Here is a 22,090-nt window from a genome sequence, read left to right as displayed (position 1 = left end):
GGACAACCCCACGTGAACAGGTTCGCCGGACGGACGGTTCTCGTCACAGGCGCCGGTTCCGGCATCGGCCGCGAGATGACGCGCCAGTTCGTGGCGGAGGGGGCGACCGTCTACGCGGCGGACCTCGACCCCGCCGACGTGCCCGACGGCGGCATCCCGCTCACCGCCGACGTCACCGACCCCGAATCGTTCGCCGCGGCCGTCTCCCGGGCGGTGTCGGAGACCGGTGCGCTGCACGTGCTCTGCAACAACGCGGGCCTGGCCTCCAGCACCGACACCCTGGCGTGCAGCGTCGAGGAGTGGGACGCGACCTTCGCGGTCAACACCCGCGGGGTGTTCCTCGGCACCAAACTCGCCCTGCCGCACATGCTCGCCCAGGGCGACGGCGCCATCGTCAACACCGCCTCCGCCGCCGGACTCGTCGGACTGAAGGACCGCGCCGCGTACTGCGCCAGCAAAGGCGCCGTGATCGCCTACAGCCGCCAGGTCGCCGTGCAGTACGCGGGCACCGGCGTGCGCTGCAACTCCGTCTGCCCCGGCACCGTCGACTCCCCGTGGGTGGGCCGCCTGCTCGCCGCGGCCGACGACCCCGGGCAGGCCCGCGCCCAACTCGTCGCCCGGCAGCCGATGGGCCGCCTCGGCACCCCGGCCGAGGTCGCCGCCGCCGCCCTCTACCTCGCCTCCGACGCCGCCGCGTTCATCACCGGCACCGAGCTGGTCATCGACGGCGGGCTGCTCGCCGGCTGACCATCCCTACCACCGAACGGATCACCGTGAAGCTCATGCGTGTCGGCCCACCCGGGGCCGAACGGCCCGTCGCCCTGCTTCCCGACGGCCGCCACCTCGACCTGTCCGCGCTCACCGACGACATCGACGGCGCCTTCCTCGCGGGCGACGGCCCCGACCGGCTGCGCGACGCGATCGAGGCGGGCGGCCTGCCGGCCGTCGACGTCAGCGGGCAGCGCGTCGGCCCGCCCGTCGCCCGCCCCGGCGTCGTGCTCTGCGTCGGCATGAACTACGCGGCGCACGCGGCGGAATCGGGCGCCGCACCGCCCCGGGCGCCGGTCGTGTTCTACAAGTCACCGCACTGCGTCGTGGGACCGGACGACGACGTCCTGCTGCCGCGCGGCTCCGCCAAGACGGACTGGGAGGTCGAGCTCGCGATCGTCATCGGACGCCGGGCCCGCTACCTCGACTCGCCCGCCGACGCCCTGGCCCACGTGGCGGGTTACACGATCTCCAACGACGTGTCCGAGCGGGCCCTGCAACTGGAGACCAGCGGCGGCCAGTGGTCGAAGGGCAAGAGCTGCGAGACGTTCAACCCGCTGGGTCCCTGGCTGGTCACCCCGGATGAGATCACGTCCCCCCAGGCCCTCGGCCTGCGCTCCTGGGTCAACGGCGAACCCCGCCAGGCGTCCGGCACCAAGGACATGATCTTCGACGTCGCCACGCTGATCCACGAGCTGAGCCAGTTCACCGTCCTCGAACCGGGCGACGTCATCAACACCGGCACGCCCGAAGGCGTCGCGCTGTCGGGCCGCTTCCCCTACCTCAAGGATGGCGACACCATGGAGTTGGAGATCGACGGGCTGGGCCGTCAGCGGCAGCGGGTCGGCCGGGCATGACCATACGACTCTCGCTCGGACACATCGACACCTACGACGCGCGGGTGGCGACCTTCGCGCGCCAACTCGGCCTCACCGGCGTCCAGCTCCACACCCCCGACCTGCTGCCCGGCGAGGACGGCTTCTGGAGCGAGTCCGAACTGCGGGCCCTCAAGGACCGTTGCGAGGCCGACGGCCTCGCGATCGACGGCCTGGAGAACGTACCGCTCGCGCACTTCTGGAAGATCCAGCGCGGACTGCCGGGCCGCGACGAGCAGATCGAGAACTACCTCAGAACCATCCGCAACCTCGCCGCCGTCGGCATCGACCTGCTCGGCTACAACTTCCTCGCCACGTACGTCTGGCGCACGGACATGGCGGCGGCGGGCCGCGGCGGCGCCAAGGTCAGCGCCTTCGACCTGGCGGACGTCTCCCGCGGCAACGCGCTCGCCGGATACCGGCTCACCCCCGACCACCCCGTCGACGAGCCGGCCACGGCCGACCGGATGTGGGCCAACCACCAGTACTTCCTCGACGCCGTCCTGCCCGTCGCCGAGGAGGTCGGCGTACGGCTGGCCCTGCACCCCGACGACCCGCCCGTCGACGTGCCGTTGGGCGGCATCGCCCGGATCTTCACCTCGCCCGCCGCCATCGGACGGGCCCGCGACCAGGCGGGCGGCAGCCCGTCCTGGGGCCTGAACCTCTGCCTGGGCACGGTGTCGGAGATGGCGGGCGAGGAGAGCGTCAACGAGGTCATCGACCTGCTGGGGCCGTCCATCTTCTACGTCCACTTCCGGGACGTCCGCGGCACCGTGCCCCGCTTCAGCGAGTGCTTCCTCGGCGAGGGCAACTTCAACCCGGCGCGGGTCATCCGCCGTCTTGAGGACTCCGGATTCGACGGGTTCCTCATCGACGACCACGTCCCGGCGATGATCGGCGACCTCGACACCTGGGGCGACATCTCCTCCGAGGCGTACTGCAGCCGCGGTCGGGCCCACGCGATCGGCTACCTGCAAGGCGTCCTCAACGGCCTCGGGCTCGACCAGCCGGAGGCCCGCCCGCGGGCCGGCCGCTCGGCGACGGTCGGCCGGCAGCCTCAGGCCAGCCAGTAGTACGGCAGGCGCAGGAGGTCGGCGACGCGTGCGGCGACCTCCCGCGCGTGCGGCGGGACGCCCTCGTCGGCGATGCCGCGTATCAGATGCAGATGGAGCGACTGGAGGGTGGCGAAGGTGTTGAACGCCCAGACCGGGACCGCGCCGGGTCCGCCGCCCTCCAGGGCCTTGTGAACGACGGTCAGCCAGTCGGTGGCCTCCTCGACGGTCAGTCCGGGGGCCTGGAGGATACGGGTGAGCGCGCGGGCCAGCCGCGCGTCCTCCAACTGCGCGTAGCGGTAGGCGGTCTGCTCGACCGTCATCCTGCGGGCGCACAGCTCCAGCAGGCCGGTGCGGCGCTCCGGCAGGGCCTTCGCGAACGCGGCGGCGGCGTCGGCGCCGTGTGCCACGGCGTGCAGCCAGCCCAGCGCGTCGTCCCAGCCGCGGGTGTCGCGCTCGGCCGGATACCAGGCCGAGAACCGCGCGTACCAGCGCTCCGCCGCCTCTCGCGGCACGAGCCCGGGCACGGCGTCGCCCCGCGTCAGCACGGAGCAGATGATCAGCGGTGCGAAGGCCCTGGCCTGAACCTCCGGGTGGGTGAGACGGCCGGCCGCGTCGTCCCCGAGCGTTTCGAGGACGGCGTCGAGACGCCCGTCCCTGATCCAGCGGGCAGCGCCGGTATAGGCGTGGTCGTCGCGTGTCCCGGGGTCAGGGGACGTCAGCATGACGGACAGCTCGGCGGCGAGCCGTGGCGCGGGGACGCCCTCGGGGAAGGGGAATCCGTCGGCCGCGACCGACGTCCAGTCGACACGATCGGCGTTCATGGCATCAGGCTATTCCTCGCTCATCGCCACCAGTTTGGTGACCGTGTTCCAGTTGCGGGTGGACGCCGTCAGGCCGAGGCGGCGGTCGGAGAACTGGGCGGCCAGCTTGGAATTGTGCACACCGCCGGGGAAGTGGCCGTAAATCTCGCTCCGGCCGGGACGGAATTCGTCCGGCGCGTACGCCGCCGCGTCGATCGCCGCCAGCTTGTCGAGGGGGACGGGCCCCGACAGGAACGTCACCATGAAGCGCGACGGATTCACCCCGTCCATCGGGAACGGGTTGGCGTCCACGACCCGCCGGAGGTCCGCGCCGGTACGGATCAGGCAGGCGACGGTCAGCCCCAATTCGTCGCTGATCCGCTGCTCCAAATCCGCCGCCAGCCGCCCCGGATCGGCCTGCGCGTGGGTGAAGACGGCGTTGCCGCTCTGGAGGTGGGTGCGGATGTCGGCGGCGCCGATGGAGGCCAGCAGGTCCCTCAGGGTCCGCATGGGCAGCTTGTTCTTGCCGCCGACGTTGATTCCGCGCAGCAGCGCGACGTAGCGGGTATCCGTGTCCGTGTCCTCATCCGGGGTCGTGCTCTTACTGGTGCCGGTCCTGGTCCTGGTGTTGGTCTTGGTGTTGGTCTTGGCGCCGGTGGCCTTGGTCGTCACGATCGCCACGCTAGCGGCCGGCACTGACAATCGGTCGATTCCGGGTGGTGCCGGGGCAAGCGCGGCGTCGCGCGAATCATGCGCGATGTCCCTCGTTCGGAGGACGGTACGGTCGCTGGAACGGTTCGTCAGGCCGGGGCCTGGTTACGTTCGCGCATATGACCAGCATCCATGACAGGCCCGTCGTCACCGAACTGCGGCTGTCGGCCTTCAAATCGCACCGGGGCGCGTCGTTCGGACTCGGGCCGCTCACCCTGCTGTGCGGGGGCAGCGGCACCGGCAAGTCGAGCGTGCTGGAGGCGCTGGCCGCGCTCGGTCGGCTGGCCTGCGGGGACGGGCTCGACGAGGTCTTCGAGTCCGTGGTGCGCGGTGGCGCGGCGGCGTGCGTACCGCAGGACGCGCAGCCCGACCCGCAGGGACGGCGCGGCTTCCGGATCGGCTGCACGGTCACCGGCCCGGTGGGTCCCGTGCGGCTCGACGTCGCCGTCCAGGCGGAGCCCACGCTGCGGATCGTCGGCGAGCGGCTGACCGGCGCGGGCGAGACGCTGCTGACGACGGCGCTGCGCGACCCGGAACGCCCCACGGTGCAGGCCGCCTGGCACACCGCGGGCCTGGTCGCCGTCACCCGCGCGCCGCTGCCCGACGACCGCCTCGCCACGGCCCTGTTGCCGCTGCGCGTCGCCGGACGCACCGACGGGCAGCGCCTGGTGCTGGCCGCCGCGGAACAGGTCGTCGTGGCGCTGCGCGGGGTCTTCCCGATCGCACCGCGCCCCGAGCTGATGCGCGGCCCCGTCCCGGTCGGCGACGGACGGCTGCGCGCCTCCTGCGACAATCTGTCCGCCGTCCTGGCCAGGACGGAAGGCGAGTGCGGCACCCGGCACGCGGCGCTGGTCAACGCGGTGCGCGCGGTGTGCAGTCCGCCGGTGGAGGGGATCACGGCGCTGGCTGCGGGCGCCGCCGCGAGCACGGGCGCAGGCGGGCGTACGTGCGCCGGTCTCCGTACCGGTGCCGGTACGGCGGAGGGCGCCCGCGCGGGCGGCGGGTCGGTGGCGGAAACGGCGCGTGCGGTGGACGCCGTGATCGCCGCGGTGGACCGAGGCCCGCTCGGCCTGGTCCCGGTGGACCGCCTCGGCGACGGCGAACTCCGCTTCCTCGCGCTGGCGCTGGTGCTGCTCACCGGCCCCGGAGTGCTGGACGTCGACACGAGTACGGAGCTGCTGCCCGCCAGTCAGGTGCTGACCGTGCTGGGCGACGGCCTCGACCACGGCCTGGACCGTCGTCAACTGAGCGAACTGCTGCGGCTGGCGGGCCCGGCCGCGGAACGCGGGCACATCCGGCTGCTGGGCACCGTCCAGGACGCGAGCTTCGCGGAGGGGATCGGCGGTGTCTCGGTCACCGCGCTCGGGGTCCCGAGGCCACGCCGCCGCGAGGATGCGGTAGACCAGTCGGGGTGACCGAAGAAACCGACGCACCCGATCTCGCGGCGCTCCAGCACCGCCTCGCCTCCTTCGCCGCGGCCCGGAACTGGCAGCCGTTCCACACGCCCAAGAACCTCGCCGCCGCGCTGAGCGTCGAGGCCGCGGAGCTGCTGGAGATCTTCCAGTGGCTCACCCCGGAACAGGCGGCGGAGGTGATGGCGGACGACGGGACCGCGCACCGGGTCCGCGACGAGGTCGCGGACGTGCTGGCGTACCTGCTGCAATTCTGCGAAGTGCTCGGCATCGACGTGCTGGCCGCGCTGGCGGCGAAGATCGACCGCAACGAGCTGCGGTTCCCGCGGGCCGATCCCTCGTCCGGGTGACGAGGTTTTCCACAGGCGCGGAGTTGTCCACAGATCTCCCGAGGGGCCTTTCCGCACCCGCGAAACTCTGTCACTCTGAGTAACGGCGAAGGGATCGCCGCAGGACAGAGGGGGTGCGGGACATGGACGCAGCGCGACTGGTGGCCCAGGCGGAGCGCGTGATGAGCCGGTCGCCGCAGCCGGACGACGTCATCGCGGAGGCATGGCAGGCGTTCGAGCTGACCGAGGCCGTGGGACGGCTGCTCACCGCCGATCACGAGCGGCCGGTGGTCCGCGCCGGGCCGGGGCCGGTGGTGGGCGCGTCAGGCGGCGACCCGCCGCGGGCCGCACGGCTGACCGGGGTGCGCGACCCGCACGGCACCCTGCGGGCCCTGCGCACGCTGCTCGGCGAGATCGGCCTGTCCCTGGTCGCCATCACCTGCACGGCGGAGGACGAGGCGGCGTACTGGAACTGCATCGAAGCGCTGGACGCGGTGGACGAGGCCAAGGACCGCGTGCGCGCGCTGACCCGGGAGGTGGACCGTTGACGGAGATCGCCGTGATGGGGGCAGGATGGAGGAATGGATCTGCGAATCTTCACCGAGCCCCAGCAAGGTGCCGAGTACGACACCCTGCTCACCGTCGCGAAGGCGACCGAAGACCTGGAATTCGACGCCTTCTTCCGCTCCGACCATTACCTGAAGATGGGCGACGGGACCGGACTGCCGGGACCCACGGACGCGTGGATCACCCTGGCCGGACTCGCCCGCGAGACCAGCCGGATCAGGCTCGGCACCCTGATGACGGCCGGCACCTTCCGGCTCCCCGGTGTGCTGGCGATCCAGGTCGCCCAGGTGGACCGGATGTCGGGCGGACGGGTCGAGTTCGGCCTCGGCGCGGGCTGGTTCGAGGAGGAGCACACGGCGTACGGCATCCCCTTCCCGAAGGAGAAGTTCGCCCGCCTTGAGGAGCAACTGGCCATCGTCACCGGCCTGTGGGAGACCCCGGTCGGCAAGACCTTCGACTACGACGGGACGTTCTACCAGCTCAAGGACTCGCCCGCGCTGCCCAAGCCCGCGCAGGCGAAGGTCCCGGTGCTGATCGGCGGCATGGGCGCCAAGCGGACACCGGAACTGGCGGCGCGCTACGCGACCGAGTTCAACATCCCGTTCGCCTCGGTCGAGGACAGCGGGCTCCAGATCGGCCGGGTGCGCGCGGCGGCGGAGGCGGCCGGGCGCGGCCCCGACGACCTGGTGTACTCCAACGCCCTGGTGGCCTGTGTCGGCAAGGACGACGCCGAGGTGGCCCGCCGGGCCGCCGCGATCGGCCGGGAGGTGGACGAGCTGAAGGCGAACGGGCTGGCGGGCACGCCCGCCGAGGTCGTCGACCGGATCGGGCAGTTCGCGGAGCAGGGCTCCACCCGCTTCTACCTCCAGATTCTCGACCTGTCCGACCTCGACCACCTGGAGCTGATCTCGTCCCAGGTCAGGACCCAGGTGGGCTGAGGCCGCGATGTCCATGACCCCGCCCGCACCGCTCTTCCCGGCCGCCGCCGGGAGGGCACTGGTCCTGGACGGCGGGCTGTCCAACCAACTCGCCGACCAGGGCTGCGACCTGTCGGACCCGCTCTGGTCCGCCCGGCTGCTCGCCGACGCCCCGGAGCAGATCGAGGCCGCGCACACCGCCTATGTGCGGGCGGGGGCCCGGGTGCTGATCACCTCCAGTTACCAGGCCACCTACGAGGGGTTCGCCCGGCGCGGCATCGGGCGGGCCGAGGCGTCCGCGCTGCTGACCCGCAGCGTGGAGCTGGCCCGGCGGGCGGGCGCGGGCCGGACCGACGTGCGGGTGGCGGCGTCGGTCGGGCCGTACGGGGCGATGCTCGCGGACGGCAGCGAGTACCGCGGGCGGTACGGGCTGAGCGTGTGGGAGCTGGAGCGCTTCCACCGGCCGCGGATCGAGACCCTGGCGGCGGCCGGTCCCGACGTCCTGGCCCTGGAGACGGTGCCGGACACCGACGAGGCCGAGGCCATGCTGCGGGCGGCCGAGGGGACCGGCGTGCCGGTCTGGCTCTCCTACACCGTCGACGGCGACCGTACCCGGGCCGGGCAGCCCCTGGCGGACGCCTTCGCGGTGGCCGCGGGCCGCGACGAGGTGATCGCGGTGGGCGTCAACTGCTGCGCGCCCGCCGACGCGGACCATGCGGTGGAGGCGGCGGCGACGGTCACCGGCAAGCCCGTCGTCGTCTACCCCAACAGCGGCGAGCACTGGGACGCCGGCCTCCGCCGCTGGGACGGCGCCGCCACCTTCTCCCCGGCCCGCGTGACCGCCTGGGAACGGTCGGGCGCCCGCCTGATCGGCGGCTGCTGCCGAGTGGGCCCGGCCCGGATCAGCGCCCTGTCGAAGGTGCTGGGCGGCGGCTAGGGCCGGGAAAATCCCCTGGTCGGGGGGCGGCCGGAAGGGAATACTCGGGGAGGTGTTCCTGACGATCTCCACCACCGGCACCGCGGCTGCCCCGGCTACTGACCTGGGGTTTCTGCTGCACAAGCACCCGGAGAAGGCGCAGTCCTTCTCCACCTCCTACGGCAACGCGCACGTCTTCTATCCCGAGGCGTCGGTCGAGCGGACCACGGCCGCGCTGCTGTTGGAGATCGATCCGCCCGCGCTGGCGCGCCGGGGGAAGGGCAAGGGCAAAGGCCGGGGCGGCGCGCCCGACTCCGCGCTCGCGCAGTATGTGAACGACCGGCCCTACGCGGCCTCGTCGCTGCTCGCGGTGGCGCTGCGCACCGTCTTCTCCAGCGCGCTGCGCGGCGAGTGCCGCACGATGCCGGAGCGGGCGGCGGCGCCGCTGCCGCTGCGGATCGAGGTGCCGGTGCTGCCCGCCCGCGGCGGCCCCGCGCTGGTGGCCGGGCTGTTCGAGCCGCTGGGCTGGCGGGTCGAGGCCGAGCCGGTGGCGCTGGACACGCGGTTTCCCGAGTGGGGCGACTCGCGGTACGTACGGCTGGTGCTCGAAGGGGAGCTGCGGCTGGCGGACGCGCTGCGGCAGATCTATGTGCTGCTGCCGGTGCTCGACGACGCCAAGCACTACTGGGTGTCGGCGGACGAGGTGGACAAGCTGCTGCGGTTCGGCGAGGGGTGGCTGGAGGAGCACCCGGAGCAGAAGCTGATCACCAGCCGCTATCTGGCGCGGCGTTGGGCGCTGACCCGGCAGGCGATGGAGCGGCTTGAGCTGGCCCGGCTGGCGGACGCCGACGACATCGAGGTCGAGGCCATCGACAACGCGGTCGAGGACACCGTGGGCCCGGACGGCGAGGAGGCGCAGGAGCGGCCGACGCCGCTGGCCGTTCAGCGGCGCGAGGCGATCCTCGGGGCGCTGCGCGACGCCGGGGCCACGCGCGTGCTCGACCTGGGCTGCGGGCAGGGCCAGTTGGTGGGCGCGCTGCTGAAGGACGTGCGGTACACGGAGATCGTCGGCGTCGACGTATCGGTGCGGGCGCTCGGCAGCGCGGCGCGGCGGCTGCGCCTGGACCGGTTGAGCGAACGGCAGGCGGCGCGGGTCACGCTGTTCCAGGGCTCGTTGGCGTACACCGACGCGCGGCTCAAGGGTTACGACGCGGCCGTGCTCAGCGAGGTCGTCGAACACCTCGACCTGCCGCGGCTGCCCGCCCTGGAGTACGCGGTGTTCGGCTCCGCCCGGCCGCGGACCGTGGTCGTGACGACGCCGAACGTCGAGTACAACGTGCGGTGGGAGTCGCTGCCCGCGGGCCATGTCCGGCACGCCGACCACCGTTTCGAGTGGAGCCGCGAGGAGTTCCGCGGCTGGGCGACGACGGTCGCCGCCCGGCACGGCTACGACGTCGCCTTCACCCCCGTCGGCCCCGACGACCCCGAGGTCGGGCCGCCCACCCAGATGGCGGTCTTCACGATCGCCGCGCCCACGACCGACACCCGTCACACGACCACTTCCACGAACACGACCACGACCACGACCGCGACCACGACCACCGGCAAGGAGGCGGCGGCATGACCGCACCGCGCACGCTGCCCGTCACCGACCTGTCCCTCGTCGTCCTGATCGGCGCCACCGGCTCCGGCAAGTCCACCTTCGCCGCACGGCACTTCAAGCCCACCGAGGTCATCTCCTCCGACTTCTGCCGCGGCCTGGTCAGCGACGACGAGAACGACCAGAGCGTCAGCGCCGACGCCTTCGACGTCCTGCACTACATCGCGGGCAAGCGGCTCGCGGCGGGCCGCCGCACCGTCGTGGACGCCACGAACGTGCAGGCCGAGAGCCGCAGGGAGTTGATCAAGCTGGCCCGCGAGTACGACGTGCTGCCGATCGCCGTCGTCCTCGACGTACCCGAGCAGGTCTGCGTCGCGCGCAACGCCGAGCGCCCCGACCGGGCCTCGCTGCCGCGCCACGTCGTGCAGCGGCACCAGCGCGAACTGCGCCGCTCGCTGCGGGGCCTGGAGCGCGAGGGCTTCCGCAAGGTGCACGTCCTGCGCGGCACCGAGGAGATCGACTCCGCCGAGATCGTCACCGAGCGCCGTTACAACGACCTGACGCACCTCACCGGGCCGTTCGACATCATCGGCGACATCCACGGATGCAGTTCCGAACTGGAGACGCTGCTGGCCGAGTTGGGCTACGCCGACGGCACGCACCCCGAGGGGCGCACCGCCGTCTTCGTCGGCGACCTCGTCGACCGCGGCCCGGACAGCCCCGGTGTGCTGCGCCGCGTCATGGGCATGGTCGAGGCGGGCACCGCGCTGTGCGTGCCCGGCAACCACGAGAACAAGCTCGGCCGCTACCTCAAGGGCCGCCAGGTGCAGCAGACCCACGGACTGGCCGAGACCATCGAGCAGCTGGAGCGCGAGGACGCCCGCGACCCGGAGTTCCGCAAGCGGGTCGCGGCCTTCATCGACGGTCTGATCAGCCACTACGTGCTGGACGGCGGCAAGCTGGTGGTCTGCCACGCGGGTCTGCCCGAGAAGTACCACGGCCGCACCTCGGGCCGGGTCCGCTCGCACGCGCTGTACGGCGACACGACCGGCGAGACCGACGAGTTCGGCCTGCCCGTGCGCTACCCGTGGGCCGAGGACTACCGCGGGCGCGCCGCCGTGGTCTACGGCCACACCCCGGTCCCGAACACGTCCTGGATCAACAACACCATCTGCCTCGACACCGGGGCGGTCTTCGGCGGCAAGATGACCGCGCTGCGCTGGCCCGAGCGCGAGATCGTGGACGTACCGGCCGAGCGGGTCTGGTACGAGCCGGCCAAGCCGCTCGTGGTCGAGGCGCCCGGTGGCCATGACGGGCGCCCGCTCGACCTCGCCGACGTCACCGGGCGGCGGATCGTGGAGACCGGGCAGATGGGACGGCTCGCCGTCCGCGAGGAGAACGCGGCGGCGGCCCTCGAGGTGATGAGCCGCTTCGCCGTCGACCCGCGCCTGCTCGCCTACCTGCCGCCGACGATGTCGCCCTGCGCGACCTCACGGCAGGAGGGCTGGCTGGAGCACCCGGCGGACGCCTTCGCCGACTACCGCGAGAGCGGTGTCGCCCAGGTCGTCTGCGAGGAGAAGCACATGGGCTCCCGCGCGGTCGTCCTGGTCTGCCGTGACGAGGCCGCCGCGCGGAAGCGCTTCGACGTGCCCGAGGGCACGACCGGCGCGGTGCACACCCGTACCGGGCGGCCGTTCTTCGACGACGGGGCCGTCACCGAGGAGGTGCTGGCCCGGCTGCGCGCGGCCGTCACGGCGGCCGGACTGTGGGACGAGCTGTCCACGGACTGGCTGCTGCTCGACGCCGAACTGCTGCCCTGGTCGCTGAAGGCGTCCGGCCTGCTGCGCAAGCAGTACGCGGCCGTCGGCGCCGCGGGCGGCGCGGTCTTCCCCGCCGCCCTGAGCGCGCTCGAAGCCGCGGCGGCTCGCGGCACCGACGTCGCGGACCTGCTGGGCAGACAGCGCGAACGGGCGTCGGACGCGGCGGCGTTCACCGACGCCTACCGCCGGTACTGCTGGACCACCGACGGGCTCGACGGCGTACGGCTGGCGCCGTTCCAGCTCCTCGCCGTCCAGGGCCGCAGCCTCGCCGCGCTCCCGCACGACGAGCAGTTGGCGCTCATCGACCGGTTGGTCGAGGCCGACCCCACCGGGCTGCTCAGGACCACCGGGCGGCTGCTGGTCGACACCACGGACGAGGAGTCGGTCGCGGCCGGAGTGCGCTGGTGGCTCGAACTGACCGGCGCGGGCGGCGAAGGCATGGTCGTCAAGCCGCTCGCCGCGCTGGTCCGCACCGAGAAGGGGCGGCTGGTGCAGCCGGGCATCAAGTGCCGCGGCCGGGAGTATCTGCGGATCATCTACGGTCCCGAGTACACCCGTCCGGAGCACCTGGAGCGGCTGCGGTCCCGTTTCCTCGGCCACAAGCGCTCGCTCGCCCTGCGCGAGTACGCGCTCGGCCTGGAGGCGCTGGACCGGCTGGCGGCCGGCGAACCGCTCTGGCGCGTCCACGAGGCGGTCTTCGCCGTACTGGCGTTGGAGTCGGAGCCGGTCGACCCCCGGCTGTGACGCCGTGAGTCGTGCCCGTCGAACGGTCGGGCCGCCCACACCCCTCCGGTGGGCGGTCCGACCGGGCTCGATCCCCGTGTGCCGAACCGTTCCTACCCCAGCAGCCGCAGCGCCGTCGCCGACCGGCCGAGGCGTACGGTCTGACCCCAGGTCAGCTCCAGCGCGTCGGACTCCATGCCGTCGCCGAAGGCGACCAGACGGTCGGACTCGACGGTCAGCCGGAGCCGGTCGGCCGCGGCCAGCACGCCCGCGACCTGCGAAGTGCCGGTCGCGGGGGAGGGCCAGGCCTCGCGGACGAACCACAGCAGCCGCGGCTCCGTGGGACCCGGCAGCGGAAGGCCGCTGCCGCGTTCCTGCCACAGCGACCGCAGCCAACCCGTGGCACCCGTGCCTGTACCCACCAGAACGCCCGATGACGCCTGGGCTTCCGCGGGCGCGGCGTCGTCGTCGGGACCGAGCCGGTAGCGGGCGGTCTGGTGTCCCGGCGGTCCGAGGTAGATCTCGTTGAGCGCCAGCAGCCGCTGTGTGTCGTCGGCGACGGCCTCCACCATGGTCAGTTCGTCGGCCCGGCCGCCGCGCGCGGCGGAGTCGAGCAGCTTGCCCGCGTCGCCCGCCCGGTGCCGGACGAGCACGCCCGGATTACGGCCGGGGTCGGTGTCGATCCCCACCACCGGCTGCCCCGACAGGTACTTGGCGGCGTTGGCGACCAGCCCGTCCTGGCCGATCACCACGACCACGTCCTCCGGCGCGAAGAGGAAGCGGTCCAGATCGGCCCGCTCCACCCGCGCCTGCCGCCACCGCAACGGCACCGCCGCGGCCACCTCGGCGAGCGCGGCCCGCCCGCGCTGATGGCGTTCGCGCACCTCCTGGATGCTCCGGCCGCGCGAGGAGAGGAAGAACGCCGCCTGGCCGTGGGTGCCGTGCCGGGCCAGCAACTCCTCGTACTCGCTGACCCGGTGCACCAGCACCGCGCGCGGGGCGAGGCTCACCGCCGCTCACCACCGGAGCCCGGGACCGCGCCGCCGCCGCTGGGGCGCCCGAGCCGTTCCACCAGGCCGGTGAGCATGTCGGGGGTGAGCGTGAGGCTGTCGATCCGCGGCAGATTCTCCGCGACCCGGTTGAGCGCCAGCGCGTGCAGCGTCGCCGGATCCACGTCGCCGTGCACCCGCAGCCACCCGGCCTGTGCCTCGGCGCGCGCCGTACCCGCCTCGCGCGCCGCCTCGGCCTTCGCGCGGGCGAGGCGGACGAGCCGGGCGGCCTCGGCCTCGGCGCGCACGGCGTCGGCCGCCGCGTTCTCCTCCGCCTCGCGGCGCGCGTTCGTACCGTGCTGCTCGACCAACTGCTCCTCGCGCCGGGCCAGTTCGATCCGGCTGGCCAACTCGTTCTCGGCGATGGCCCGTTCGCGCTCGACGGCGACGGCCCGCCGCTCGTACGTGGCCCGGTCCGCCTCCTGCTGGATCTGCTCGCGGGCGGGCGTCCGCAGCGCGCGCTCCACCTCGGGCTCCGGCCGGATCGCCACCACGCGCACGGCGACGACCTCGATGCCGGTGGTGGCCAGTCGCGGCTCGTCGGCGAGCCCGTCGGCGATCCGCTGCCGTACCGCCGCCACGCCGTCGACCAGCGCGGACGCCAGCGCGGTACGGGCCAGGACGTCGAGCGCGTGCTGCTGGGCGGTCTCGGTGAGCAGGGTGGCGAGCTGTTCCAGCGGGGCGCCGCGCCAGATCCCGGTGTCGGGGTCGATGGAGAAGTCCAGGCGCTCGGCTGCGGTGGCCGGGGCGCTGATCCGGTACGTCACGGTCGACTGCACGCTGACGTCCTGGAAGTCGGAGGTCCTGGCATGGAAGGACATCGCCAACTCGCGGTCGTCGACCGGCACTTCGGAGAGGGCCGCGGTCAGCGACCGGTACCAGAAGCTGAGGCCGGGCCCGTCGTGCACGAGCGCGCCGCGCGAGTGGTGGCAGATGTGCGCGGTGGGCGCCGAACGCAGATGGCGCCAGCCGAAGCGCCTGGTGATGTCGGCCATGGTGGGCCCCTCCTTCTCGTCAGTGCGACGATATCGAGCGATCCTCTTATCGTCAAGAAGACGAGATGGGGAGTTCGGCGTACCCGCCGGGGTGCGCTGGCGCGGGCTGACGGGGCGCGCGCGGCGCGTCCTGCCGCCGGGGCGCGTGAATCGCGGGCGCGGTGGTCAGGATGGAGGCATGGGATTCCACGTCGACTCCGAGACCGGGCGGCTGCGCCGCGTCATACTGCACCGCCCCGACCTCGAACTGAAGCGCCTGACCCCCAGCAACAAGGACGCGCTGCTCTTCGACGACGTCCTGTGGGTGCGCAGGGCCCGCGCCGAGCACGACGGCTTCGCGGACGTGCTGCGCGACCGGGGCGTCGAGGTCCACCTCTTCGGCGACCTGCTGCGCGAGTCGATGCTGGTGCCCGAGGCCAAGAAGCTGGTCCTGGACCGGGTCTTCGACGCCAAGGAGTACGGACCGCTGGCCACGCCCCATCTGCGGGAGGCGTTCGACCGGTTGGGCGTCGTGGAGCTGACCGAGGCGCTGATCGGCGGCATGACCAAGCGCGAATTCCTGGAGCGCTTCGCCGAACCCGTCTCCGTCCGCTTCCACGCCATGGACCTGGACGACTTCCTGCTCGCCCCGCTGCCCAACCACATCTTCACCCGCGACACCTCGGCCTGGGTCTACGACGGCGTCAGCATCAACGCCATGCGGTGGCCCGCCCGGCAGCGCGAGACGGTGCACTTCGAGGCGATCTACCGGCACCATCCGCTGTTCTCCGGCGGCGGCTTCCACGTCTGGTCCGAGGGGCAGGCCGACTACCCGTCCACCATCGAGGGCGGCGACGTCCTGGTCATCGGCAGCGGCGCCGTGCTGATCGGGATGAGCGAGCGCACCACCCCGCAGGCCGTGGAGATGCTGGCGCAGGGGCTGTTCGAGGCCGGCTCCGCGCAGACCATCGTGGCCCTGGACATGCCGAAGCGGCGGGCCTTCATGCACCTCGACACGGTGATGACGATGGTCGACGGCGACACGTTCACGCAGTACGCGGGGCTGGGGATGCTGCCCTCGTACACCATCGAGCCGGGCTCGGGCGCGGGCGACCTCAAGGTCACCGACCACTCGCCCGAGCACATGCACCGGGCCATCGCGGCGGCCCTCGGCCTGGACTCCATCGACGTGCTCACCGCGACGCAGGACGTGCACGCCGCGGAGCGCGAGCAGTGGGACGACGGCTGCAACGTCCTGGCCGTGGAGCCGGGCGTGGTCGTCGCCTACGAGCGCAACGCGACCACCAACACGTTTTTGCGCAAGCGCGGCGTCGAGGTGATCGAGATCCCGGGCAGCGAGCTGGGCCGGGGCAGGGGCGGCCCGCGCTGCATGAGCTGCCCGATCGAGCGGGACGCGGTCTGAACGCCCGACCGGAGCTGAGGGGCGGCCCGAACGCCTGGTCGGGGGCGGGGCGGGGTCTGAGCGCCTGATCTCGGCGGGGCGCGTGTGCGGCGCGGGAGGGGTCTGTATAAGAATGCCGATCTACGTATAGACTTCCAGTCTTGTTCGTCCCGCACCCCGACCTAGGAGTCCCCGCATGGCCGTCGACCTCAAGGGCCGCCACTTCCTCAAGGAGCTGGACTTCACGCCCGAGGAGTTCCGCCACCTGGTGGAGCTGGCCGCGGAGCTGAAGGCGGCGAAGAAGGCGGGCACGGAGGAGCAGCGGCTGCGCGGCCGTAACATCGCGCTGGTCTTCGAGAAGACCTCCACCCGTACCCGGTGCTCCTTCGAGGTCGCCGCCGCCGACCAGGGCGCGTCCACCACCTACCTCGACCCGTCCGGCTCGCAGATCGGACACAAGGAGTCGGTCAAGGACACCGCCCGCGTGCTGGGCCGGATGTTCGACGGCATCGAGTACCGGGGCAGCGGCCAGGACGTCGTCGAGGAGCTGGCCGCCCACGCGGGCGTCCCCGTGTGGAACGGCCTCACCGACGACTGGCACCCCACCCAGATGCTCGCCGACGTCCTCACCATGACCGAGCACAGCGCGAAGCCGCTCATCGGCATCGCATACGCCTACCTCGGTGACGCCCGCTCCAACATGGGCAATTCGCTGCTGATCACGGGCGCGCTGCTGGGCATGGACGTACGTGTCGCCGCGCCCGCCACCCTGTGGCCGCGGGAGTCCGTGGTCGCCGAGGCCCGCCGCCTCGCCGAGGTCTCCGGCGCCCGCCTCACCCTCACCGAGGACGTCACCGAGGCCGTGCGCGGCGCCGACTTCGTCCACACCGACGTGTGGGTGTCGATGGGCGAGCCGAAGGAGGTCTGGGACGAGCGGATCGCGCTGCTCGCGCCGTACGCCGTCACCGCCGACGTCCTCGCCGCCACCGGCAACCCGGACGTGCGCTTCATGCACTGCCTGCCCGCGTACCACGACCTGGGCACCGCGATCGGCCGCGAGATCCACCAGCGCACCGGGCTGACCTCGCTGGAGGTCACCGACGAGGTCTTCGAATCCGACCGGTCGGTCGTCTTCGACCAGGCGGAGAACCGTATGCACACCATCAAGGCGGTCCTGGTGGCGACGCTGGCCTGAGCCCGGTGCCGCCCCGGTCCTGAGGCCAGGCCCGGCCGCCCCGGTGGTCAGTGCAGGGTGAACCAGACGGCCTTGCCGGTGCCGGTCAGCCGGCAGCCGGAGTCGGCGCTCAGCGCGCGGATCAGGATCAGGCCGCGGCCGTGCTCGGCCAGCTCGTCGTGGCACGGGGGGTCGGGCTGGGCGGGGATCAGGAGATTGAGGCCGACGGGGAAGTCCAGGCCCTGGTCGTGGACCTCGACCTGGAAGCCGTGCGGAAGCAGCTCCACGAACAGCTCGATCGCGCCCGGCGGGGTGTGCTCCACGGCGTTGGCCACGACCTCGGCGGTGAGGAGCTCCGCGGTGTCGGTGTCGGGGCCGGTGTCCTGACCGAGTTCGACCAGGACGGTACGGACCATGGCGCGCGCCAGCGGGACGGCGGCGGGGGAGTGCGGCAGGTCGATCCGCCAGACCGTCGGCCGGTCGGGGAACTCGCCTGCGGTGCGGGTGGGGCTGGTCATCGCTACTCCGATCCGGACGGGGCGGGGGCTCGCTCACCCCGATGTCCTCCACCTTAGGAATCGGACAATACGGTCAGCAGAGGCGTCCGGAAGGAGGTCGTAGGGACCAAAGGCCCGCGAGCGGACGGACCTCCTGCCCGTACCCGGCGCGCGCGCCGCTCTCGTTCCGCCCGTGTCCGCGCCCCGCCTCCTCCTTGTCTCGCCCTCCTGACGACAGTCACAAACAGGTGATAACGTCGGGGCGAGGAGGCCGCGCATGAGTCCGTATCCCAGCTCCGCGAGCCCCACCGGCCACTGGCGCCATCTGCGCGTCGACCGGGCCGAGGGCGTCGTCACCGTCACCTTCGACCGGCCCGAGCGGCTCAACGCACTGACCTTCGGCGCCTACGCCGACCTGCGCGACCTGCTGGCCGAGCTGGCCAGGGAGGGCGGGACCCGCGCCCTGGTCCTCGGCGGCGCGGGCCGCGGTTTCTGCTCGGGCGGCGACGTGGACGAGATCATCGGCGCCACCCTGGCCATGGGCACCGGCGAACTGCTGGAGTTCAACCGGATGACCGGACAGGTCGTCCGGGCGATCCGCGAGGCGCCCTTCCCGGTGATCGCCGCCGTGCACGGCGTCGCCGCGGGCGCGGGCGCGGTGCTCGCCCTCGCCGCCGACTTCCGGATCGTGGAGCCCTCCGCGCGCTTCGCCTTCCTGTTCACCCGCGTCGGCCTGTCGGGCGCCGACATGGGCGCCGCGTATCTGCTGCCCCGGCTCGTCGGGCTCGGCCACGCCACCCGGCTGCTGATGCTCGGCGACAGCGTCGACGCGGCGGAGGCGGAGCGGATCGGCCTGGTCAGCCAGCCGGCGCCGGAGGGCGGCGCCGACGAGGCCGCCGCCGCGCTCGCCCGCAGGCTGGCGGCCGGCCCGGCGCTGGCCCACCAGCAGACCAAGGCGCTGCTCACCGCCGAGTTGGACATGCCGCTGGGCGCCGCCGTCGAAATGGACGCCGCGGCCCAGGCGTTGCTCATGACCAGCAGCGACTACGCCGAATTCCACGCGGCCTTCACCGCGAAGCGCGAGCCGACGTGGGAAGGCCACTAGCGATGCCGGGCGGTCACCGGACCGCGGGCGCCCGCCGTGCCGAGCGCGTCGCCGTCATCGGCGGCGGCCCCGGCGGCCTCTACGCCGCCGCGCTCCTCAAGCGCCTCGACCCGGACCGCACGGTCACGGTGTGGGAACGCGGCGCGCCCGAGGACACCTTCGGCTTCGGCGTCGTCTTCTCCGACGAGACCGTGGGCGGCATCGAGAACGCCGACCCGGCCGTCTACGCCGCCATGCGCGAGGAGTTCATCCGCTGGGAAGCGATCGACATCCGGCACCGCGACCGCCTCACCCGCTCCGGCGGCCACGGTTTCGCGGCCCTCGACCGGCGCCGGCTGCTCGCGCTGCTGTACGAGCGCTGCCGCGACCTCGGCGTGGACGTCCGCGTCCGCACCCCGGCCCCCTCCGCCGACCGGCTCGCCCTCGACCACGACCTCGTGGTGGCCGCCGACGGCGCCCACAGCGCCACCCGCGCCGCGCACGCCGACGTCTTCCGCCCCCGCCTGACCACCCACGGCTGCCGCTACATCTGGCTCTCCGCCGACCTCCCGCTCGACGCCTTCCGCTTCGAGATCCTGGAGACCCCGCACGGTGTGATGCAGGCCCACGCCTACCCGTACCGGCCGGGCGCCAGCACCTTCGTCGTCGAGATGACCGAGGACGTCTGGCGGCGGGCGGGCTTCGACCGCGAGGCCGCCGAAGCCGCCGAAGCCGCCGAAGCCGCCGAAGCCGCCGAAGCCGCTGAGGGTGCTGTCGGCGTCGTCGGCGCGGCGGGCGCAGCGAACGGGTCCGATACGGAAGCCGCCACCGCCGCCACCATCGCCGCCTGCGAAAAGCTCTTCGCCCGCCTCCTCGACGGCCGCGCCCTGCACGCCAACCGCTCCCGCTGGCAGCCCTTCACCACCGTGGTCAACGAGCGCTGGCGGCACGGCCGTACGGTCCTGCTCGGCGACGCCGCCCACACCGCGCACTTCTCCATCGGCTCCGGCACCAAGCTCGCCATGGAGGACGCGCTGGCGCTCGCCGCTTCCCTGCGCGAACAGCCCGACACCGAAACGGCGTTGGCCGCCTACGAGAGCGAGCGGCGGCCGGTGGTGGAGAGCACGCAGCGGGCGGCGCTGGCCAGCCTGGAGTGGTTCGAACGGCTCGGCAGCTACGTGGACCAGCCGCCGACACAGTTCGCGTTCAATCTGCTGACCCGCAGCCGCCGCGTCACGCACGGCAATCTGCGGCTGCGCGACCGGGAGTTCACCGACCGCGTCGAGCGCGGCTTCGGGGCGCCGCCCGGCACACCGCCGATGTTCACCCCCTTCCGGCTGCGCGGCCTGACGCTGCGCAACCGCGTCGTCGTGTCACCGATGGACATGTACGTGGCGCGGGACGGTGTGCCCGGCGACTTCCACCTCGTCCACCTGGGCGCGCGGGCCCTCGGCGGGGCCGGTCTGGTGATGACCGAGATGGTCTGCGTCAGCCCGCGCGGCCGGATCACCCCCGGCTGCACCGGCCTGTGGAACGGCCAACAGGAAGCCGCCTGGCGGCGGATCACCGACTTCGTCCACCAGCAGGGCGGCGCGGGCGGGACCGGCGCGGGTGCGAGCGGCCCGGACGGAACCGGCCCGGACGGAACCGGCGCTGGTGGGACCGGCGTCGGCGGAACCGGCACCGCCATCGGCCTCCAGCTCGGCCACAGCGGCCGCAAAGGCTCCACCCGCCTCATGTGGGACGGCATCGACCAGCCGCTCCCCGACGGCAACTGGCCGCTGGTCGCCCCCTCGCCGCTGCCGTACCGCGAAGGCGTCAACCAGGTGCCGCACGCCCTGCGCGCGGACGAACTCGCACAGATCCGCGACCAGTTCGCGGCGGCGGCCGAGCGCGGCGCCCGCGCCGGTTTCGACCTGCTCGAACTGCACTGCGCCCACGGCTACTTGCTCTCCTCCTTCCTGTCCCCGCTGACCAATCACCGCACCGACCGCTACGGCGGCGACCTCGCGGGGCGGCTCCGCTTCCCGCTCGAAGTCCTGGACGCGGTACGGGAGTCGTGGCCGTCCGACCGGCCGCTGACGGTACGGATCTCCGCCACCGACTGGGCGCCGGGCGGCGCCACGGGAGACGACGCCGTCACCGTCGCCCGCGCGCTGGCCGAGCACGGCGCCGACGCCGTGGACGTCTCCACCGGCCAGGTCGTCGCCGACGAGCGGCCCGCCTTCGGCCGTTCCTACCAGACGCCGTACGCCGACCGGATCCGTAACGAGACGGGCCTGCCGGTGATCGCGGTCGGCGCCATCTCCTCCTGGGACGACGTCAATTCCCTGCTGCTCGCGGGCCGCGCCGACCTCTGCGCGCTGGCGCGCCCGCACCTGTACGACCCGCACTGGACACTGCACGCCGCCGCCGACCAGTCCTACGAGGGCCCCGGCGCACCCTGGCCCACCCCGTACCTCGCGGGCCGCCGCCCGCCGCCCACCGGCCGTACGGACGCGCCGAAACCCCGGCTGGCGCTGGACTCCTGAGCACAAGGGGCCGGGCTACTGGTCCGCCACGAACCGCGCCCCCTGGTCGCGCAGCAGCACATGCAGGGCCGTGAACACCGCCGCCGAGCGGATGCCCGGCCAGTCCGCGGGCAGCAGCGCCGGGGGCAGGCCGGGGTCGGCGTACGGCAGGCGGCGCCAGGTGTCGAGTGCGCGCAGATAGTCCCCGAAGGCCCGCTCGGGCGAGCGCTCCCCGGCCCCGACCCCGACCTCGGACTCGGCCCCGACCTCGGACTCAGCCTCGGCCCCGGCCGACCACCTCCCCAGCACTGGCTCGTGCGCCGCCAGGAAGGTGTGGTGCAGCGCGGCCAGCGCGTCCAGATCCCACCAGCGCCGTACCGCCTCCTCGGTCGCGGTGAAACCGAGGTGCGCGCCGCGGAACAGGTCGACGTACGGGGCCAGTTCGAGCCGCCGCAGTACGTGCCGGGTCTCCTCGTGCAGCGCGCCGGGCGCCACCCACACACCGGGCGCGGCCGTACCGAAGCCGAGACCGGCCAGCCGGGACCGCAGCAGATGCCGCTTGTGCCGCTCGGACTCCGGCACCGAGAAGACGGCGAGCAGCCAGTCCTCCGGGTCGGGATCGGGCGCGGCGCCGACCCCGTAGATCCGCCCGTCGCCGTCCGCGAGCAGCAGCCGCGCGTCGTCGGACAGCGCGTACGCGGCGGCCCCGCCGACCCGGTCGGGCACGAGGAGGCCGCGCCGCTTGAGCCGGGAGACCGCGGACCGGACCGACGGCGGGTCCACGCCCACCGCCCCCATCAGCCGGATGAGCGCGGCCACCGGCACCCGGCCCGCCAACTCCGCGCGCCCGTAGGCGCCGTAGAAGGTGAGGATCAGGGAACTCGGTGTGTGCTGCTCGGTCACATGA

At 73.2% G+C, this 22,090-nt stretch carries 20 protein-coding genes; 14 read left to right on the top strand and 6 right to left on the bottom strand.

Annotated elements, in window-relative coordinates; all coding sequences use genetic code 11:
• Positions 1–12: 12 nt before the first annotated feature.
• The 3 genes from ACIQCJ_RS16705 to ACIQCJ_RS16695 are packed head-to-tail and all read left to right on the top strand — an operon-like array spanning position 13 to position 2,716.
• Positions 13–747, top strand: a complete 735-nt coding sequence (locus ACIQCJ_RS16705) for an SDR family NAD(P)-dependent oxidoreductase (protein ID WP_402711713.1) — start codon at positions 13–15, stop codon at positions 745–747.
• Positions 748–773: 26 nt separating this feature from the next.
• On the top strand, positions 774–1,625 hold the full coding sequence (locus tag ACIQCJ_RS16700; protein WP_402711712.1) for a fumarylacetoacetate hydrolase family protein: 852 nt from the start codon (positions 774–776) through the stop codon (positions 1,623–1,625).
• Positions 1,622–2,716 carry a mannonate dehydratase gene (locus ACIQCJ_RS16695; protein WP_355338542.1) on the top strand — a complete coding sequence of 365 codons (1,095 nt, stop codon included), beginning with the start codon at positions 1,622–1,624 and terminating at the stop codon, positions 2,714–2,716. The genes ACIQCJ_RS16700 and ACIQCJ_RS16695 overlap by 4 nt, the downstream gene beginning before the upstream one ends.
• Here ACIQCJ_RS16695 and ACIQCJ_RS16690 read toward each other — a convergent pair.
• Positions 2,701–3,519: a DUF2785 domain-containing protein gene (locus ACIQCJ_RS16690; protein WP_402711711.1), complete on the bottom strand. Its 819-nt coding sequence runs from the start codon at positions 3,517–3,519 to the stop codon at positions 2,701–2,703. The two genes, ACIQCJ_RS16695 and ACIQCJ_RS16690, sit on opposite strands and share 16 nt — an antisense overlap.
• 9 nt (positions 3,520–3,528) lie before the next feature.
• Entirely contained in the window at positions 3,529–4,170 is a 642-nt protein-coding gene (locus ACIQCJ_RS16685) for a DUF1697 domain-containing protein (protein WP_402711710.1), read from the bottom strand.
• Between the two features lie 158 nt (positions 4,171–4,328).
• Between ACIQCJ_RS16685 and ACIQCJ_RS16680 the strand changes: the two genes are divergently transcribed.
• The 7 genes from ACIQCJ_RS16680 (at position 4,329) to ACIQCJ_RS16650 (ending at position 12,514) form a co-directional block, all read left to right on the top strand.
• Positions 4,329–5,624, top strand: coding sequence for an AAA family ATPase (locus ACIQCJ_RS16680; RefSeq protein ID WP_402711709.1), 1,296 nt, complete (start codon positions 4,329–4,331; stop codon positions 5,622–5,624).
• Positions 5,621–5,971, top strand: a complete 351-nt coding sequence (locus tag ACIQCJ_RS16675) for a MazG-like family protein (protein ID WP_391048853.1) — start codon at positions 5,621–5,623, stop codon at positions 5,969–5,971. The genes ACIQCJ_RS16680 and ACIQCJ_RS16675 overlap by 4 nt, the downstream gene beginning before the upstream one ends.
• A gap of 122 nt (positions 5,972–6,093) precedes the next feature.
• Positions 6,094–6,498, top strand: a complete 405-nt coding sequence (locus ACIQCJ_RS16670) for a DUF6099 family protein (RefSeq protein WP_391048850.1) — start codon at positions 6,094–6,096, stop codon at positions 6,496–6,498.
• A 33-nt stretch (positions 6,499–6,531) separates the two neighbouring features.
• Positions 6,532–7,455 (top strand): TIGR03560 family F420-dependent LLM class oxidoreductase, encoded by a 924-nt coding sequence (locus ACIQCJ_RS16665; RefSeq protein WP_391048848.1) that lies wholly within the window; start codon positions 6,532–6,534, stop codon positions 7,453–7,455.
• Positions 7,456–7,462: 7 nt separating this feature from the next.
• Positions 7,463–8,371 carry a homocysteine S-methyltransferase gene (gene mmuM / locus ACIQCJ_RS16660; protein WP_402711708.1) on the top strand — a complete coding sequence of 303 codons (909 nt, stop codon included), beginning with the start codon at positions 7,463–7,465 and terminating at the stop codon, positions 8,369–8,371.
• A gap of 52 nt (positions 8,372–8,423) precedes the next feature.
• Complete coding sequence (locus ACIQCJ_RS16655) at positions 8,424–9,974, top strand: 3' terminal RNA ribose 2'-O-methyltransferase Hen1 (protein ID WP_402711707.1); 1,551 nt, start codon at positions 8,424–8,426, stop codon at positions 9,972–9,974.
• Positions 9,971–12,514 carry a polynucleotide kinase-phosphatase gene (locus ACIQCJ_RS16650; protein WP_401857119.1) on the top strand — a complete coding sequence of 848 codons (2,544 nt, stop codon included), beginning with the start codon at positions 9,971–9,973 and terminating at the stop codon, positions 12,512–12,514. The genes ACIQCJ_RS16655 and ACIQCJ_RS16650 overlap by 4 nt, the downstream gene beginning before the upstream one ends.
• 92 nt (positions 12,515–12,606) lie before the next feature.
• Here the strand turns inward: ACIQCJ_RS16650 and ACIQCJ_RS16645 are convergent, their stop codons facing one another.
• Both ACIQCJ_RS16645 and ACIQCJ_RS16640 read right to left on the bottom strand, forming a co-directional pair.
• Positions 12,607–13,503: a hypothetical protein gene (locus ACIQCJ_RS16645; protein ID WP_391048839.1), complete on the bottom strand. Its 897-nt coding sequence runs from the start codon at positions 13,501–13,503 to the stop codon at positions 12,607–12,609.
• Positions 13,500–14,537 (bottom strand): SPFH domain-containing protein, encoded by a 1,038-nt coding sequence (locus ACIQCJ_RS16640; RefSeq protein WP_355338571.1) that lies wholly within the window; start codon positions 14,535–14,537, stop codon positions 13,500–13,502. Before ACIQCJ_RS16640 ends, ACIQCJ_RS16645 begins: the two co-directional genes overlap by 4 nt.
• A 178-nt stretch (positions 14,538–14,715) precedes the next feature.
• On the opposite strand from ACIQCJ_RS16640, the gene ACIQCJ_RS16635 reads away from it, so the two are divergent.
• Complete coding sequence (locus ACIQCJ_RS16635; protein ID WP_355338574.1) at positions 14,716–15,939, top strand: arginine deiminase; 1,224 nt, start codon at positions 14,716–14,718, stop codon at positions 15,937–15,939.
• 175 nt (positions 15,940–16,114) lie between these two features.
• Positions 16,115–17,113 (top strand): ornithine carbamoyltransferase, encoded by a 999-nt coding sequence (gene argF, locus ACIQCJ_RS16630; protein WP_402711706.1) that lies wholly within the window; start codon positions 16,115–16,117, stop codon positions 17,111–17,113.
• Positions 17,114–17,160: 47 nt separating this feature from the next.
• Here argF and ACIQCJ_RS16625 read toward each other — a convergent pair whose 3' ends face one another.
• Positions 17,161–17,610, bottom strand: coding sequence for an ATP-binding protein (locus tag ACIQCJ_RS16625; protein WP_355338580.1), 450 nt, complete (start codon positions 17,608–17,610; stop codon positions 17,161–17,163).
• 256 nt (positions 17,611–17,866) lie between these two features.
• Here ACIQCJ_RS16625 and ACIQCJ_RS16620 point away from each other — a divergent pair, with 256 nt between their 5' ends.
• Together ACIQCJ_RS16620 and ACIQCJ_RS16615 are read left to right on the top strand one after the other, a co-directional pair.
• Positions 17,867–18,694, top strand: a complete 828-nt coding sequence (locus ACIQCJ_RS16620) for an enoyl-CoA hydratase family protein (RefSeq protein WP_401723936.1) — start codon at positions 17,867–17,869, stop codon at positions 18,692–18,694.
• Positions 18,695–18,696: 2 nt separating this feature from the next.
• Positions 18,697–21,204, top strand: a complete 2,508-nt coding sequence (locus ACIQCJ_RS16615; RefSeq protein WP_402711705.1) for an FAD-dependent monooxygenase — start codon at positions 18,697–18,699, stop codon at positions 21,202–21,204.
• A 15-nt stretch (positions 21,205–21,219) separates the two neighbouring features.
• On the opposite strand, the gene ACIQCJ_RS16610 is transcribed toward ACIQCJ_RS16615, so the two are convergent.
• Entirely contained in the window at positions 21,220–22,086 is an 867-nt protein-coding gene (locus ACIQCJ_RS16610) for a PaaX family transcriptional regulator C-terminal domain-containing protein (protein WP_402711704.1), read from the bottom strand.
• Positions 22,087–22,090: the final 4 nt, after the last annotated feature.

The organism is Streptomyces sp. NPDC093221, assembly GCF_044753885.1.
GTDB lineage: Bacteria > Actinomycetota > Actinomycetes > Streptomycetales > Streptomycetaceae > Actinacidiphila.
The sequence above is the reverse complement of the archived record's forward strand: the minus strand, read 5'-3'. Positions and strand labels throughout refer to the sequence as shown.

What these genes read in the sequence shown, in the direction of transcription:
- ACIQCJ_RS16695 (WP_355338542.1), top strand. Translation starts at nt 1,622, where the DNA reads ATGACCATACGACTCTCGCTCGGACACATCGACACCTACGACGCGCGG.
- ACIQCJ_RS16690 (WP_402711711.1), bottom strand. Translation starts at nt 3,519, where the DNA reads ATGAACGCCGATCGTGTCGACTGGACGTCGGTCGCGGCCGACGGATTC.
- ACIQCJ_RS16680 (WP_402711709.1), top strand. Translation starts at nt 4,329, where the DNA reads ATGACCAGCATCCATGACAGGCCCGTCGTCACCGAACTGCGGCTGTCG.
- ACIQCJ_RS16670 (WP_391048850.1), top strand. Translation starts at nt 6,094, where the DNA reads ATGGACGCAGCGCGACTGGTGGCCCAGGCGGAGCGCGTGATGAGCCGG.
- ACIQCJ_RS16665 (WP_391048848.1), top strand. Translation starts at nt 6,532, where the DNA reads ATGGATCTGCGAATCTTCACCGAGCCCCAGCAAGGTGCCGAGTACGAC.
- mmuM (WP_402711708.1), top strand. Translation starts at nt 7,463, where the DNA reads ATGTCCATGACCCCGCCCGCACCGCTCTTCCCGGCCGCCGCCGGGAGG.
- ACIQCJ_RS16650 (WP_401857119.1), top strand. Translation starts at nt 9,971, where the DNA reads ATGACCGCACCGCGCACGCTGCCCGTCACCGACCTGTCCCTCGTCGTC.
- ACIQCJ_RS16640 (WP_355338571.1), bottom strand. Translation starts at nt 14,537, where the DNA reads ATGGCCGACATCACCAGGCGCTTCGGCTGGCGCCATCTGCGTTCGGCG.
- ACIQCJ_RS16635 (WP_355338574.1), top strand. Translation starts at nt 14,716, where the DNA reads ATGGGATTCCACGTCGACTCCGAGACCGGGCGGCTGCGCCGCGTCATA.
- argF (WP_402711706.1), top strand. Translation starts at nt 16,115, where the DNA reads ATGGCCGTCGACCTCAAGGGCCGCCACTTCCTCAAGGAGCTGGACTTC.
- ACIQCJ_RS16625 (WP_355338580.1), bottom strand. Translation starts at nt 17,610, where the DNA reads ATGACCAGCCCCACCCGCACCGCAGGCGAGTTCCCCGACCGGCCGACG.
- ACIQCJ_RS16620 (WP_401723936.1), top strand. Translation starts at nt 17,867, where the DNA reads ATGAGTCCGTATCCCAGCTCCGCGAGCCCCACCGGCCACTGGCGCCAT.
- ACIQCJ_RS16615 (WP_402711705.1), top strand. Translation starts at nt 18,697, where the DNA reads ATGCCGGGCGGTCACCGGACCGCGGGCGCCCGCCGTGCCGAGCGCGTC.